Source organism: Streptomyces sp. NBC_00104, from assembly GCF_045160825.1.
Classification (GTDB): domain Bacteria; phylum Actinomycetota; class Actinomycetes; order Streptomycetales; family Streptomycetaceae; genus Streptomyces.
Window position 1 is genome coordinate 4838800 of record NZ_CP108215.1, and the last position, 12905, is coordinate 4851704.

Consider the following 12905-nt stretch of genomic DNA (forward strand, 5'->3'; position numbering starts at 1 on the left):
CACCGATCGGTTTCCAGGCGGCAAGCGCTCGGGGGTCCGGTTCTTCACAGCCGAGCGGTGCAAAGGCCCTTGCGGGCTCGGCGCGTGGGTCACGCACCACGTGCGCAGGCGTCGATGGTCGGCGTTGCGGAAGCCGAAGGGCCTGTCCACCGGCGGCGCCCCCGCCGTCGCGGCGCGGTAAACCCTTCAGCGCAGGCGTCGAAGTGCCCGCCGGGCAGCATCACCAGCTTCTTCGGGGGAAGCGCCCGCTCGTATGCGGCCGGCTGGATGTTGGCGGGAATCACCGTCTCGGCGGCCTCAGTAATAACCAGGAGCGGTTTCGGGACGGCCCGGGCGATCCACGCGCCCGCCTCGTACATCCCGAGGCAGTGGTCATCAACCGCGTCGTCCCCGACGACGAACTGCGCTGCGAAGCCGAGTCCTTCCGCCCGCAGGATGGCCGAAGGCCCCACCGGGCGCACGTGGTGCACAAGGCGTTGCTGCACGCGTGGGCCACGGGCGGCATCCCGGCCGCCGACCATTATCTGTTCGACCTCGCCGTCCCGCTCTTCGAGACCGAAGAGGTCAAGAACGGCTTGGTCTCCGCCGCCAGGACCCCCAAGGGGGGCCGCTCCGGCCCGTAGCGCCGTTCAAGGGCCGCTTCGCGAGCGTGCTGTTGAGGAGAACGTGACCGGGAGCGGCCTCCCGCACGACGCGCAGCAGTCTGGGCCCTTCCGGGAGATGTGGTCGATCACGGCGGTGGTGCAGGCGGGTGCAATGCTCCGCAGGAGGCTCTGGCCCGGCTCGGCGCACGCCTGCTGACTCCCTTGAATGTGCGCATCGCGTCGACTGCGGCGACGATCCGACTCATCATCTGCGCGGTCTGCCCAGGTGGTCTCGCCGACCTGACGGCTGAAGGCCCGGTCCGGGGAGCCGGTGGCCGTGGACAGCAGGAGCCCCCGCCCACGTCTTCCTCGCGGTCATGGCGCACTTCACTGTGTTCGTGCGATCCGACCTGAGGCGAACCGTCAACGCCCGACCACCCACAGGACCGGCTGCGCGGCCCGGTCATCTGCTCCCGAAGTGGATCAGAGGTCGATGACCAGGCGGTTGCCCTTGGCCCGGGAGACGCAGATCATCATGGTGTCGCCTGCGGCGCGCTCCTGGGCGTCCAGGACCGAGTCGCGGTGGTCGATCTCCCCGGACAGCACCTTCGTCTCGCAGGTTCCGCAGATTCCCTCCTCGCACGACGTCATCACCGGCACACCGGCACCTTCGACGGCCTCAAGAATGGATATGTCCTCAGAGACCAGCAGCTTCTTGCCGGACCGGGCCAGCTCGACCTCGAAGCTGCTCTGCGGCCCGGCGGTGGCGTCCTTCTTCGGGGCGAAGCGCTCCAGGTGCAGAGATCCGCTCGGCCACTTCTCGCACCCGGCCTCGACCGCCGCAAGCAGCGGTTCCGGACCGCAGCTGTAGACGGCTGTCTTCCGCTGCGGCTTGCCGAGCAGCGAAGGCAGGTCCAGCAGCCCGTATTCATCCTGCGGCCGCAGGTTCACCCGGTCTCCGTAGGCCCGCTGCAGAGTCTCACCGAACGCCATCGAGGCTCGGGTGCGGCCCCCGTAGACGAGGCGCCAGTCGGCGCGGGTCGCGTTGACGGCTGCCACCATGGGCAGGATCGGGGTGATCCCGATTCCGCCCGCGATGAACACGTACTTTTTGGCCTTCACGAGCGGAAAATGGTTGCGTGGCCCACGGACGCGTACCGAATCACCTTGCGTGAGGCCGTCGTGCACGTAACTCGACCCGCCGCGGCTTTCCGGTTCACGCAGCACCGCGACCTGAAACCGGGACCGGTCTCCCGGGTCCCCGCACAGTGAATACTGCCGGACCAGGTCGGCTCGCAGTATCAGGTCGATGTGGGCTCCGGGCTGCCATTCCGGCAGTGGACGGCCTTCCGGGTCGCGGAACGTCAGCAGCACGACGCCTTCGGCCGTCGTTTCCTTGCGTTCCAACACGAGGTCGAACTCGACTTCGGCGCCGAGAGTGCTCATGATCCGCCTTTCGGTTCTCACAGTGATGATTCTGTGGTGCGTTCTTTTCTGGCTTCTGGCCGATCAGGACGGGAAGCAGCGGCCGAAGTCGCGCAGCAGTCGGGGGGATCCCTGCAGCTTGATCTGGCGCCGCACCAGTGCCCACGCCAACAGCGAAGGCTTGCTGAGGAAACGCAGCCAGGTCCGCGTGTCGGCGGTGATCCTCAGATCCGGCTCACCGTGATGTCCGTCGGCGACCTCGAGTTCACGGTCGCGGATGGTCACGGTGATCTGCCGGGACTCGTCACCGGTGAAGGTGAAGTGGTAGGTGGCGGACATGTCCTTGGCCTGTTCGCGCTGAAAGATCAGCGGCAGGCCTTCCACCAGACCGTCGATGCTGTTCGCTCGCAGGCTCATCGCCACATGCTTCGTGCGCTTGTTCGGGAACCGGTCGGCCACGTGCTGCTCGGCGTCGGAACCCGGGACGACGTAGACGGTCTCTTCCTTGTCCATCAGTGGGCGCACGACCTGGGTCAGATGTGCCTTGCGATCGTCCAGCCAGGGGCCTATGACGTCCTCGCCGGCCGGGCAGACCGACATGCAGTAGGCCGCTTTGTAGTTGGCGCCGAAGGACAGGCTCTGCCACATCGAGGCGTTCTCGCTGTCGCTCACTCGCGCACGGTAGTCGTGGGCGTTACGGCTTTCGGCGACCTGTTCGGCCCAGTCGCCGAAGCCACCCATGAACTCGCGGTAGTTGTGCGTGTAGCAGGCGGAGAAGTTGAAGTGACCGTCGGAGGCGATCGCCCCGGTCGGGCAGGCCGTCACGCACAGCTTGCATTCCAGGCAGGGGTTGTACTCGATGGGCCGGGTGTATTCGCTGACCTCGGCGTCGATCAGGATCGTGCCCAGCAGGATGAAGTTGCCGAATTTCGGGTGGATGACGTTGCGGTGGATACCCATCTTGCCGAGCCCCGCCGCCACGGCGACCGGCTTGTGCGAGACGACCCACGCCTTCCTGGGGAACTTGTCCATCTCCATCGGAAAACCCATCGCGGGGTTGATGGCGCGCACGCCCACCGCTTCCAGCTCGCCCACCACGTGCCGGCCGACCTCGTTGGATTCGTCACCGGTGTGATGGAACTCCAGGTTGGCGACCGAGCGCGCAGGAGTGCGGATGTTCTCCCGGTTCATTCGGGACACGATGCTGATCAACGTCCGGACACCCGGCAGCGCGGCGTCCAGGTCCTCTCGCTGGTCGGCGATGTCCGGCCGGTCGATCTCGACGAAGCCGACGTCGTCCGCGCCCGCGTCGAGACACAGCTGGCGCAGCCACGACGCATCCAGCGGCTCGGCGGGCCGGGCGGCGGTGCGGTCACGCCGGCGGGCTTGGACGACGGTGGGATGGTCTTCGAGCTTGTTCCTGGCCATCGAGCGTCACCTCACGGGGGCGGGGATACTTTCAAGTTTCATGAAGCAACTCGGACCCTAGCTGCGCGAGTTTCGTGAAGCAACTCAGGGTCGAGCCGTGCTGCTAGCAGCTACTACAGCGACAGGAGGGTGGGCTCCGATGGTTCACACCGGCAGGCAAACGTGGGAGATACCGCGGGAGTTCGTCATCTGGTCGGCCGTCCACCACCGCTCCTGCTACGGAGGACGGAAGGCCGGCTTGCCGCGGCGTCGGCGAAGCAGTCGGGCGCGGGATGTCGAAGTGGAGAGACGGATCACCGACAGCGGGCAGTTCAACCCTGCCTGAGCAGAGAGCGGGTCGGCCGGCCCGTCAGCCGCCCTTGCATCGGTCCGGACGACGGTCGAACTGGTGATGACGCGTACTGAGCAAGCGGAAAGCGGGGGTGGCCCGCCCGTCGGTCGCGATGCAGATCTCTCCAAAGAGAGGATCATCGTTGAGCGTCAACCGCGCGCCGTGATGATGTGGAACAGACCTCACGCTGGCCACCCCTGATCGCGACTCGGTACGCACCCCAGCTGGTGGCGGCGAGTCCGTCGAGGAATATCTCGGATGTCAGGCCGGCGAGTTGGTGAGCGCCGGGCCGGGAAGCAGATGAACGGTGTCCGGGCCCACCACTTGTCCGCAGTGCGTGCACACGAGCTGTTCCCGAACGCTGCCTCCGCATCCCGCATGGCTCGTGACCCGCGGAGGGCCGGCCGGATCCTCGGCGTGCTCATCGCCCCAGTGCATCAAGGAAAGCAACGCGGTGAGCAAGCCCTTGGCCTTGCTCGTCGGCTGGTACTCATAGCGGGCGGGCCGCTCCTGGTAACAGACCCGATCCAGCATCCCGTCGTCGACCAGCTGGGAGAGGCGGTTGGTGAGTACATTGCGGGCGATACCGAGACTGTCCTGGAACTCCTCGAACCGGCGCAGGCCAAGCAGCGCGTCGCGAATGATCAGCAAGGTCCAGCGCTCGCCCACAACCTCCAGAGTCCTGGCGATGGAGCACACTTGACTGTCGTATGTTCGGCCCAGCATGCTGCGAATTTAGCACGTTGCGTCAAGCAACTGACAGCTTCGAGGAGTGAGGTCGCTCGCCCTCGGGCAGGCGGGAGCGCAGCGGCGCGGTCCGTGACCGGCGAGTCCACGGAAGGTCAGCGCCCGCGTCGGGTCACCGGTGCCGGCGTCTCCCCGGGTCCGGTGCGTCACGCAGCTGAGCCTGAACATCGCCCACTCCATCGGCATCACCGCCAAGTACCCCTCCCTCACCCACCACGACGCCGTTGCGCGACATCGTGGAGTCGACATTCATCCCGCTCCACCCCCGAACGGGACGGGAGTGGCCACGGCACTGTTGGGGCGGTCACGCCACCGCGTTCAACAGGTCGGCTACCACCTCCGGCCTCTCCAGTGCGATGAAGTGGTGCGCTCCCGGCACCTGTGTGAAATCGGCGGCGGGCAGCAGCTTCTTGTTGGCCTCGCGGTCCGAGGGCCGGGACCAGTCGTGCTCGCCGTAGACGAGGTGGACGGGGGCCTTGACCTCGGGGTAGCGCGCGCGGGCCGCGATGAGGCTGGGCATGTTCCGGTACAGAGCGCGGGCGACGGTCGGGAAGCCGGGACGCCTGCCTGACTGGAGGAGCTCGTCCAGGTAGTCCTCCCGAAAAGCGGTCTTGTCACCCACGCCGCCCTGCAGGATTCTGCGCAGGACGGGCTTGGGCTCCTGCTGGGCGATCAACGGGCCCACCCCAGGAGCGATGATCCCGCCGATCACCGCGCGCGCGAGGACACTGGAGCGGGCGATGCCGTCGCGGTAGTCGTACGCGTTCACCGCGACGACGCGCCGTACCCGCTCCGGCAGGTCGGCCGCGGTGGTCAGGGCGAGCACCCCGCCCAACGACTCCCCGACCAACGTCACGTCGTAGAGGTCGAGTTCGGTCAGGAGCCGCTCGACGCCCGCGCGCAGCGCCGGCTCTTCGTACGAGGCGCCGGGCACGATCTCGGAGTAGCCCATTCCGGGCAGATCGAGGGCGTACACGGTGTACTGATGCGAGATCATCGGAATGAGGAAGCGGAAGTGCTCGGCCTGCGTGCGCAGAGTGTGCAGCAGAACCAGGGGGGCTCCGGTGCCCGCCTTGAGGTAGCGCAGCGTTCCCTCACGGCTGTGGCGTCCCGCACGCGGGGCGAGGGTGTGGCTGGTGGTCCCCGGAATGTGGATCGTGGGACGTGACTCCTGGATGGGCATCTCGCCAACTCCTGGCGTGTGAACTGCGGATGGGTGATTCGGGTGTGGGTCGGGCAGGGAGAGGTGACGCCGATGGCGTGCGACCCACAGCCCCCGCCGTGGCCCGCGACCTACTTGGCCAGCTGCGGGTACAGGCCGGCCAGATCCCCGGCCAGGCCCGCCTTGACCTGCCGCGAGATGTCGTCGGCGAGCACCTCGTACGCTCCCGACTCGACGCCGTCGAGGGCGAGTGCGGCAACGTCACGCGGGTCGGACTTGGGTGCGTCGACGCCGGCCGCCAGGTCGGTGTCGACGTATCCCACGTGCAGTCCGGTGACGGAGATGCCGCGCGGCTGCAGTTCCAGGCGCAGGGAGTTGGTCTGCGACCACAGGGCGGCCTTGGAGGCACTGTAGGAGCCGCCGAGCGCGATCCAGGAGAGCACGGAGTGCACGTTGAGGAGGTGACCGCCGCCGTTGCGTTCGATGACCGGCACGAAGGCCCGGGCGAGAAGCAGCGGGCCGTAGAAGTTGGTCTCGAACTCCCGGCGCACGTCGTCGACCGGGGAGTCGAGGAAGGACGCGCCGACCGAGGCGCCGGCGTTGTTGATCAGCACGGTGACGTCTTGCACCTGTGCGGCGGCCGCCGCCACGGACGCCGGGTCGGTGACCTCCAGTGCCACCGGGACGGCGTCGGGGTGCGTCACGCTGCGCGGGTCGCGGGCCGTGGCGTAGACCTTGGCGGCGCCGCGCGCGTACAGCTCCTCCACCAGCGCCTTGCCGATGCCCCGGCTGCCACCGGTGACGAAGACGTTCGCGTCCTTCAAAGCGGTCATGACTGTCTCCACAGATTGAGAAACCGATCAGTTTCACACCAAGGTAAACCGATCGGTTTTCGAGCGCAAGTGCAAGCAGGAACTGATGCGGGTCGGTGAGAGTCCGGTGGCGGGCCCAGCAGCAGGGATGGCGGCCACGATCTCGCCGCCCTGGGCCAGGATGATGACCTCGACGTTGTTGCAGAGCACGGTCACCATCCCGCCGATCACCGCGGGGTCGACGGAGTCGTCGCCACGTGTCGACGCGGACGCAGTGATCACGTCCCAGACGGATCCCGAACCGCCACCAGGACGGCGGGTCAACGGGCGGCAGTGCGAGCGTCCCGGCCCGATCCGCCTCCCACCGGCCGCTCGGGCGGATCCCCAAAGTGCGGTGGACACGCCGGCTCGTCGGGGCCGGTGAAGTAACGGCCCGGCAGGAAGGAGGTCTCCAGATAGCCGTTGGCCCGCTCAACCAGCCCTTCTGCTTCTGGATTCCGGGGCCGGCAGAGATGAACCCTGGTGGGTATCAGGCCCGGGAACGCGGCGAACTCGGAGGTGACCCGACCCTTGCCGACGCCGGCCTCGTCGCCCCAGACCTCAGTGATGAGCAAGACGCATGACAAGGCTCCGACCGGCTCTTTCGCAGAGACGCTTCCGACAGAAGCCGCCGCGCGGCAACCACGGTCGTCAGGACCCTGGTCCCAACCACGACACGCGGGGCGATCCAGCGCCTCGTCATCAGCCGCCACTTGGACCGCGCCCGCAGCGAACCCTCCCACCACGTCCTGATCACCGCGCCCAAGCAGCCCCAGGCGCGATACGTCAGCGCATGCCTGCCGTGTCGAGCAGGGTAGCCACTGTGGGCGCGATGAGCCCCGTCAGTCTGTCGGCACCGATCCCCGCGCGGGCGCTTGCGCCGTCGAAGACCAGGATCAGCTGCCGGGCCAGCAGGTCGGGATCACTCGCGCCACCCTTCTCGGCCTCGGCACGGAGGAAACCCGTCAGGTTCGCCTTGATCCGGTGGGCCACCCGGCTCGCAGGGTGGCTCTGATCCTTGAGCTCAACCTGGACAGCCAGGTACCGGCAGCCTTGGAACTCGGGCGCACCCGACTGCGACTCCAGCTGCTCGAAGACGTTCAGGATCCGCTCGCGGGGTGAACGGCCGTCGTCCGCCGGCGGCAGGAGCCCGGCCACGAAGGCGGAGGCGCGTTCCTCCAGGCTTGCCGCCAGCAGTTCATCCTTGCTCTCGAACAGCTGGTACATGGAGCGCTTCGACACTCCGGCCGCCTTGCACAGGGCGTCGATGCCGATGCCGACACCATCTCGGTAGGTGAGCGTGGCCGCTGCCTCCAGCAGCCGCTCTCTGGTACTTGGCTTCACTACGGTGGTCATACTGCGAGGTTAACTCGATGTGGACGAAATGGAAACCGATCGGTTTTCGATGTTTTGCCGGGACTACGTTGGCACCACCCGCGGCGAGCGGGCAGGTGAGTACGGTTCCGCTACGCCGGGGCGGTCTTCTCGGGCTTCGCCTCGTCGGGGATGCGCCTCCGCCCCTGTCGGCCGGAACCAGCCCGTCACTCCATAAGCCGAAGCGTGCGGCCGCGATGAGGCCGACGGTCGTCCTCACCCGGCCCCGGTCCAGGCCCGCGTCCCCTGGACGCCGTTGCAGACGATCGAGCGGACACCGCCGGTGATCCGCCGCAGCGGCTCGGACTCCGCGAGGAAGCGGTAGCAAGCTCTGCCTACGGCCGTTCTCCACCGCCCCCGGCTGGTCACCACCGGCCACCGCCGCATCCTCCGCCTCGCCCACCACTGGCCGTGGAACCGTGTGATCACCGAGACCCTGGCCCGGCTCGAAGCCCTGCCGAACCCCGACTGACCAGAACGTTCCCTTCCCTGCGAGCAGCACAACCGCACCGCAGCTGTGGAACCCGGCGGGCACCCCACGCGACAGCAGGGCCCTCACGCTGCCCGCCATCAGCCCAACAAGCCGAAACGGCCCGCCAGTCGCACTGACGAGCCGTCATGTAGGGTCGGGGGCTGGCGCGGTGGCGTAGTACGTACGCTCCGTTTCCAGCCCCCGCCGCATCGAACCGTGCGTGCGGTTCTCCCGCACACGGCTCACCGACGCCGTTCACCACCGGCATTCGGCCTGCCCCGCCAGTCCCGAAAGGGTCTGGGTGCAACGACGGTCCCGTGCAGGGTGACCAGCCCCAACGAGCCGGAGGCCGCGTGGGCGACCACCGACCAGCCGAACTTCCGGCTGCGCCGGTGCTTCTTGGCGATGAACCCGCCGATCCGCATCCGTGCGTACGAGCTGATCTGGTCAAACCGATGGGCCGAGTTCCCGAACCGGAAATACGCGGCCCATCCGCGTAGGAACGCGTTCACGTCCTCCACGATCACTTTGACCGGCCGCAACATCCTGCGCCGCTCCGTGAGTTCACGGATCCGGTCACGAGCATGCTGCACCGCCCTGTCCGAGGGCCAGCGAGCGAGGAAGGCGATCGGATGCCGCCCGCCGCGAGGCCGGGACGTGACCCATCGGTGGTGGAAACCGAGGAAGTCCACTCCCTCGCCTCCGACCTGCAGGTGCACAATCCTGGTCTTGGCCGCCTTCGGCTCCAGGCCGAGTTCGGCCAGCAGGACCTTCAGCTGCCCAAGGGCAGCCTCGGCCTGCTCGCGGGTAGTGCACATCACCACGGCATCGTCGGCATAACGGACCAGGACCCCATGACGACGCACGTCCCATGCCCGGTCCAGCCGGTGCAGATAGACGTTCGCCATCAACGGTGAAACCACACCGCCTTGTGGGGTTCCGGTCACCGGCCGCCGGACCTGCCCGTCCTCCATCACCCCGGCCCGCAGCATTACGCGCAGGAGTTTGAGGACCGACCGGTCGCAGACGCGTTCCTCGACCGCCTGCATCAACTTCTCATGCGGAATCGCCTCGAAACAGTTGGCGATATCCGTCTCCACCACCCAGCGCCTGCCCCGCCATGCCTCATCGATCAAGACTTGGAGGGCATCGTGCGCCCCGCGCCTGGGCCTGAACCCAAACGAGCACGGGAGCATGTCGGCCTCGAAGACCGGCTCGAGCACGATCTTCAGCGCCGCCTGCACGATCCGGTCGCGGACGGAAGGGATCGACAGCGGTCTCTGTTCCGCGGTCGTGCCGGGTTTCGGGATGAACACCCGGCGCGCGGGCAGCGGCCGCCAGCAGCCTTCCTTGAGTTCCACGGCCAATTCATCAAGGAGCCGGTCGATGCCGTACTCCTCGACCTGAGCGAGAGTGGTGGCGTCAATGCCCGGCGCGCCATTGTTCCGACGCACCGTTGCCCACGCGCGCCGCAGGACGTCCCTGCGGTGGATCTTGTCCCCCAGCGCGTGGAACCGCCGTCCGGGATCGGCCTTGGCCGCCCGGTAGAGCGCATGCTGCAAGGCTCGGACCGGATCCAGCTTCAGGGATCCCGACGTGGCGGAACTAGCCGAAACGGCACTCACCAAGCCCCTCCAGACAGACTGCGCATCGACGAAGCAGCGGCCCTTCCCTGGCCGGCGGTTGTGTTGTCCGCCGGCTCATCGCGGTACTACGGCCGCCTCCGACGCCCACCCGACTCGCGTCCACTTCCCGGGGTGCACCCGGTTATAGGACGCGCAGCTTCCGGCGGCAGCTGTCCGCAGGCCGCCGGGCCGGGGAGGGCCTCCCCAGTTCCCGCTGTCACCGTCGCAACGTTCCATGCCCCATACGCCGGGGAGTCCCTCACGGCTGCATCTCCAGGATCTTCGCCGCTTCCATGGCCTTCGCCCTGATTTCGGGGGCTCGGCACTCCCTGTCCCCGCCCCAAAAGGCGGGCCTCTAACGACGCCGCAGGCTTCGCGTGATGCTACGGACCGCTGCTTTGCTCCCCCTTACAGGGCTTTCGACACTGGGCTTCGACGCCGGGCGTTTCCCCCCGACGCCGCCAGTCTGCTACCGGGCCTCCTGGCAGCTACCCGGACCGGACTTCCACCGGCAGGCGACAACGAGCTTACGACTCAAGATCTACTACGTCACGAAGACCTCCGAGTCTGCTGGGCGCGCGAAATGCCGAGGTTAAGGCTTGAGCACCGCCAGTACATCGTCAATCGAAACGTCGGCGGGGTTGCTCATATCGGAACCATCGAACGTCTGCCAGATATAGGACGCCGTCCCGTTCTCCCGCAGCGGATGCAAGTCGGCCAAGTCCGGATCGTCCCGGAAGCTGTTGAACGCCTCCTCGGACTCCCATTCAACGAGAAACAGAACCTGCCGTGGTGCGAGGTCACCGGCTACGCTGTCCCGGAAACGGCCAAACGCCACCATTCGACCACCATATTTCGGAGCAACTTCGGGCAGACGGCTGAAATACGCGAGGTACTTCTCCACGTCGACCACGTCAAACATATTCAGGGCGTAAAACTTCTTCTTCTGCGCATTCACACTCATTGCCAATACCCTCTTCGGTCTCAGGAAACTGGTGTTTGCTGCTCTGGGCGGGCGCGGGGCACCGGCAGCAGAACGCCGAAATTGTTGGATGGAGACTGAGGTCGCGGGAATCTCGGCATGCTGCCCTTCGGCGTCGCACGGGGAAGCCATCCGCACTCCTAGCGATGGGCTGGCCCTGCCCGCCTCCGCGACGAGAACTGATCGATCCCCCTCATCGTAAACCGATCGGTTTTCACCCGCAAGTCCGAGTAGAAGGGCGCCGTTCGGTGTGCCCCGATGTCCGCGCGGACTGGCTGTTCGTGGCTGGTTTGGCAGGAGCGGCAGCGCCCAGCCCGACGCATGTCATACCTCGGTAGCCGAGGAATCAGCGGCCTGCCGCTCATATCGGTAGGGAGCGATATGCAGGAGTCGGAAGTAGGGCAGAACAGGCCCTCAGCGAGGCGGGTGGTACTCGAAGCCACGGCCGACGGATTATGCGTCCATTGAGGATCTTGGCGGCCCTTGCCGATCCGTGCTCATCCGTAACGTTTTCGCAGTTCAGCGGGGGTGAAAAGGGTCAGACTCCTCACTCCTTCTCAGTCTGTTCCTGTCCTTGCGTCCTGAACGCGTCCCTTACGGCTGCTGGAGGACCGGCTCAGCCGATCCGAAGCCGATCGCGCCAGTTCGGGGATCGGTCTCGGACCCGCCCGCAGCGGATTCCCTTCCCATGCGTAGAGGAGACTCAGCGCGACGGATCACGAGGACGCTCGCCCCGCGATGCGGCGCTGCCACGCGTCGCGCAGTGCGGGGACGATGCCGCGCGGCAGGAACAGCACAACGATGATGAGAAGGGCGGCGTACACGGCGTAGTTGAGGATGCTGGGGGCGCTGGCGGGCATGCCCGGCCTGGAGCCCAGGTCGTTGAGGAACTGCACGATCAGGGTGATCGCGGTGGCGCCCAGGAGCGCGCCCCAGATGGTGCCGAGCCCGCCGACGACGGCCATCACCAGGAACTGGATGGACAGCAGGACCGGGAAGGACCCCGGATTGATGTAGCCGATGAAGAAGGCGTAGATCCCTCCGGCGAGTCCGGCGAACGCGGCGGCCAGGGTGAACACGGCGAGTTTGTAGCGGGCCACCGGCACTCCGCTGGCGCTCGCCGCCGTCTCGCTGGTGGCCAGGGCGCGCAGTCCGCGGCCGGCCCGTGAGGTGACGACGTTACGGGCGACCAGGACGGTGGCGGCCACGGCAGCCCAGGCCAGGTAGGCGTAGTGGATGTCCTCGCCGAGTTCCGTACCTCCGGCGGAGAGTCGCGGGATGCCCTGCAGACCGACCGAACCACCGGCCCAGTCCGCCTCGCCGAGCAGGGAGATGAGGATGAGCTGCAGGGCGATGGTGGCGAAGGCCAGGTGGTGCCCTCGCAGCCGCAGCAACGGTCCGCCGATGGCGGCGGCGAACAGGGCGGCGATCAGTGGTGCCGCGGCCAGCGCCAGCAGCGGCGGCGTGCCGTGGACGCCCAGCAGGCCGGCCGCGTAGGCGCCGATGGCGTAGAACGACGCCTGGCCGATGGAGACCTGGCCCGCGTACCCCATGAGCAGGCTCAGCCCCACGGTGACCATGGCGGACAGGGCGAGCAGGATGTACACCGAGAGCTGGCCGGCGGTCAGCATCGGAGGCAGGGCGAGGGTCACGGCCACCGCCGCGCCGGCCGCGACGAGGCCGGCCCGCCTTCCCCGGCCGGCGAAACGGGCGCCGAGTGGCCCCCGGGCGTCCGACGACTCGGTGTCCCCCGCACCGCCGGAGGACTGGGAGGTGGCCCGGTCACGGCCGGAGGTGACGGCGCTCATGTCGTGCTGCCTTTCTGGTGCGGCTGATACGGATCGAGCACGGACGGGGTGACCCATGCGTGCATACGCCCGGTGTACGCGGAGGGCAGCGGGCGTCCCACAGAGGACTGATGAGG

At 67.5% G+C, this 12905-nt stretch carries 12 protein-coding genes; 1 reads left to right on the forward strand and 11 read right to left on the reverse strand.

Annotated features, from left to right (window positions below):
• Positions 1-89 precede the first annotated feature (89 nt).
• Entirely contained in the window at positions 90-470 is a 381-nt protein-coding gene (locus OG272_RS21130) for a hypothetical protein (RefSeq protein ID WP_405894447.1), read from the reverse strand.
• Between OG272_RS21130 and OG272_RS21135 the strand changes: the two genes are divergently transcribed.
• The gene (locus tag OG272_RS21135; protein ID WP_405894448.1) at positions 462-623 is read left to right on the forward strand and encodes a hypothetical protein; all 162 of its coding nucleotides are present in this window, start codon (positions 462-464) and stop codon (positions 621-623) included. The two genes, OG272_RS21130 and OG272_RS21135, sit on opposite strands and share 9 nt — an antisense overlap.
• Positions 624-1067: 444 nt before the next feature.
• Here OG272_RS21135 and OG272_RS21140 read toward each other — a convergent pair whose 3' ends face one another.
• The 10 genes from OG272_RS21140 to OG272_RS21185 all read right to left on the reverse strand — a co-directional run bounded on the left by OG272_RS21140 (position 1068) and on the right by OG272_RS21185 (position 12789).
• Positions 1068-2030, reverse strand: coding sequence for a PDR/VanB family oxidoreductase (locus tag OG272_RS21140; protein WP_405894450.1), 963 nt, complete (start codon positions 2028-2030; stop codon positions 1068-1070).
• A 63-nt stretch (positions 2031-2093) separates the two neighbouring features.
• Positions 2094-3437, reverse strand: a complete 1344-nt coding sequence (locus tag OG272_RS21145) for an SCP2 sterol-binding domain-containing protein (protein WP_405894452.1) — start codon at positions 3435-3437, stop codon at positions 2094-2096.
• Positions 3438-4029: 592 nt separating this feature from the next.
• A complete protein-coding gene (locus tag OG272_RS21150; RefSeq protein ID WP_405894454.1) occupies positions 4030-4494 on the reverse strand; it encodes a winged helix-turn-helix transcriptional regulator in 465 nt (154 codons plus the stop codon).
• A 325-nt stretch (positions 4495-4819) separates the two neighbouring features.
• Positions 4820-5698, reverse strand: coding sequence for an alpha/beta fold hydrolase (locus tag OG272_RS21155; RefSeq protein WP_405894456.1), 879 nt, complete (start codon positions 5696-5698; stop codon positions 4820-4822).
• Positions 5699-5808: 110 nt separating this feature from the next.
• Complete coding sequence (locus OG272_RS21160; RefSeq protein ID WP_405894458.1) at positions 5809-6510, reverse strand: SDR family oxidoreductase; 702 nt, start codon at positions 6508-6510, stop codon at positions 5809-5811.
• Positions 6511-6543: 33 nt separating this feature from the next.
• Positions 6544-6771 carry a hypothetical protein gene (locus tag OG272_RS21165; protein ID WP_405894460.1) on the reverse strand — a complete coding sequence of 76 codons (228 nt, stop codon included), beginning with the start codon at positions 6769-6771 and terminating at the stop codon, positions 6544-6546.
• 543 nt (positions 6772-7314) lie between these two features.
• Positions 7315-7884, reverse strand: coding sequence for a TetR/AcrR family transcriptional regulator (locus OG272_RS21170; protein WP_405894461.1), 570 nt, complete (start codon positions 7882-7884; stop codon positions 7315-7317).
• Positions 7885-8616: 732 nt separating this feature from the next.
• Positions 8617-9936, reverse strand: coding sequence for a group II intron reverse transcriptase/maturase (gene ltrA, locus OG272_RS21175; RefSeq protein WP_405894463.1), 1320 nt, complete (start codon positions 9934-9936; stop codon positions 8617-8619).
• 655 nt (positions 9937-10591) lie between these two features.
• Positions 10592-10963, reverse strand: a complete 372-nt coding sequence (locus OG272_RS21180; RefSeq protein ID WP_405894465.1) for a DUF1330 domain-containing protein — start codon at positions 10961-10963, stop codon at positions 10592-10594.
• 734 nt (positions 10964-11697) lie between these two features.
• Positions 11698-12789, reverse strand: a complete 1092-nt coding sequence (locus OG272_RS21185) for a branched-chain amino acid ABC transporter permease (RefSeq protein ID WP_405894467.1) — start codon at positions 12787-12789, stop codon at positions 11698-11700.
• Between the last annotated feature and the right edge of the window lie 116 nt (positions 12790-12905).

Excerpts from the sequence above, each read along its gene's own strand:
- OG272_RS21155 (WP_405894456.1), bottom strand. The coding sequence starts at position 5,698 with ATGCCCATCCAGGAGTCACGTCCCACGATCCACATTCCGGGGACCACC.
- OG272_RS21185 (WP_405894467.1), bottom strand. The coding sequence starts at position 12,789 with ATGAGCGCCGTCACCTCCGGCCGTGACCGGGCCACCTCCCAGTCCTCC.
- OG272_RS21140 (WP_405894450.1), bottom strand. The coding sequence starts at position 2,030 with ATGAGCACTCTCGGCGCCGAAGTCGAGTTCGACCTCGTGTTGGAACGC.
- OG272_RS21145 (WP_405894452.1), bottom strand. The coding sequence starts at position 3,437 with ATGGCCAGGAACAAGCTCGAAGACCATCCCACCGTCGTCCAAGCCCGC.
- OG272_RS21150 (WP_405894454.1), bottom strand. The coding sequence starts at position 4,494 with ATGCTGGGCCGAACATACGACAGTCAAGTGTGCTCCATCGCCAGGACT.
- OG272_RS21180 (WP_405894465.1), bottom strand. The coding sequence starts at position 10,963 with ATGAGTGTGAATGCGCAGAAGAAGAAGTTTTACGCCCTGAATATGTTT.
- OG272_RS21170 (WP_405894461.1), bottom strand. The coding sequence starts at position 7,884 with ATGACCACCGTAGTGAAGCCAAGTACCAGAGAGCGGCTGCTGGAGGCA.
- OG272_RS21160 (WP_405894458.1), bottom strand. The coding sequence starts at position 6,510 with ATGACCGCTTTGAAGGACGCGAACGTCTTCGTCACCGGTGGCAGCCGG.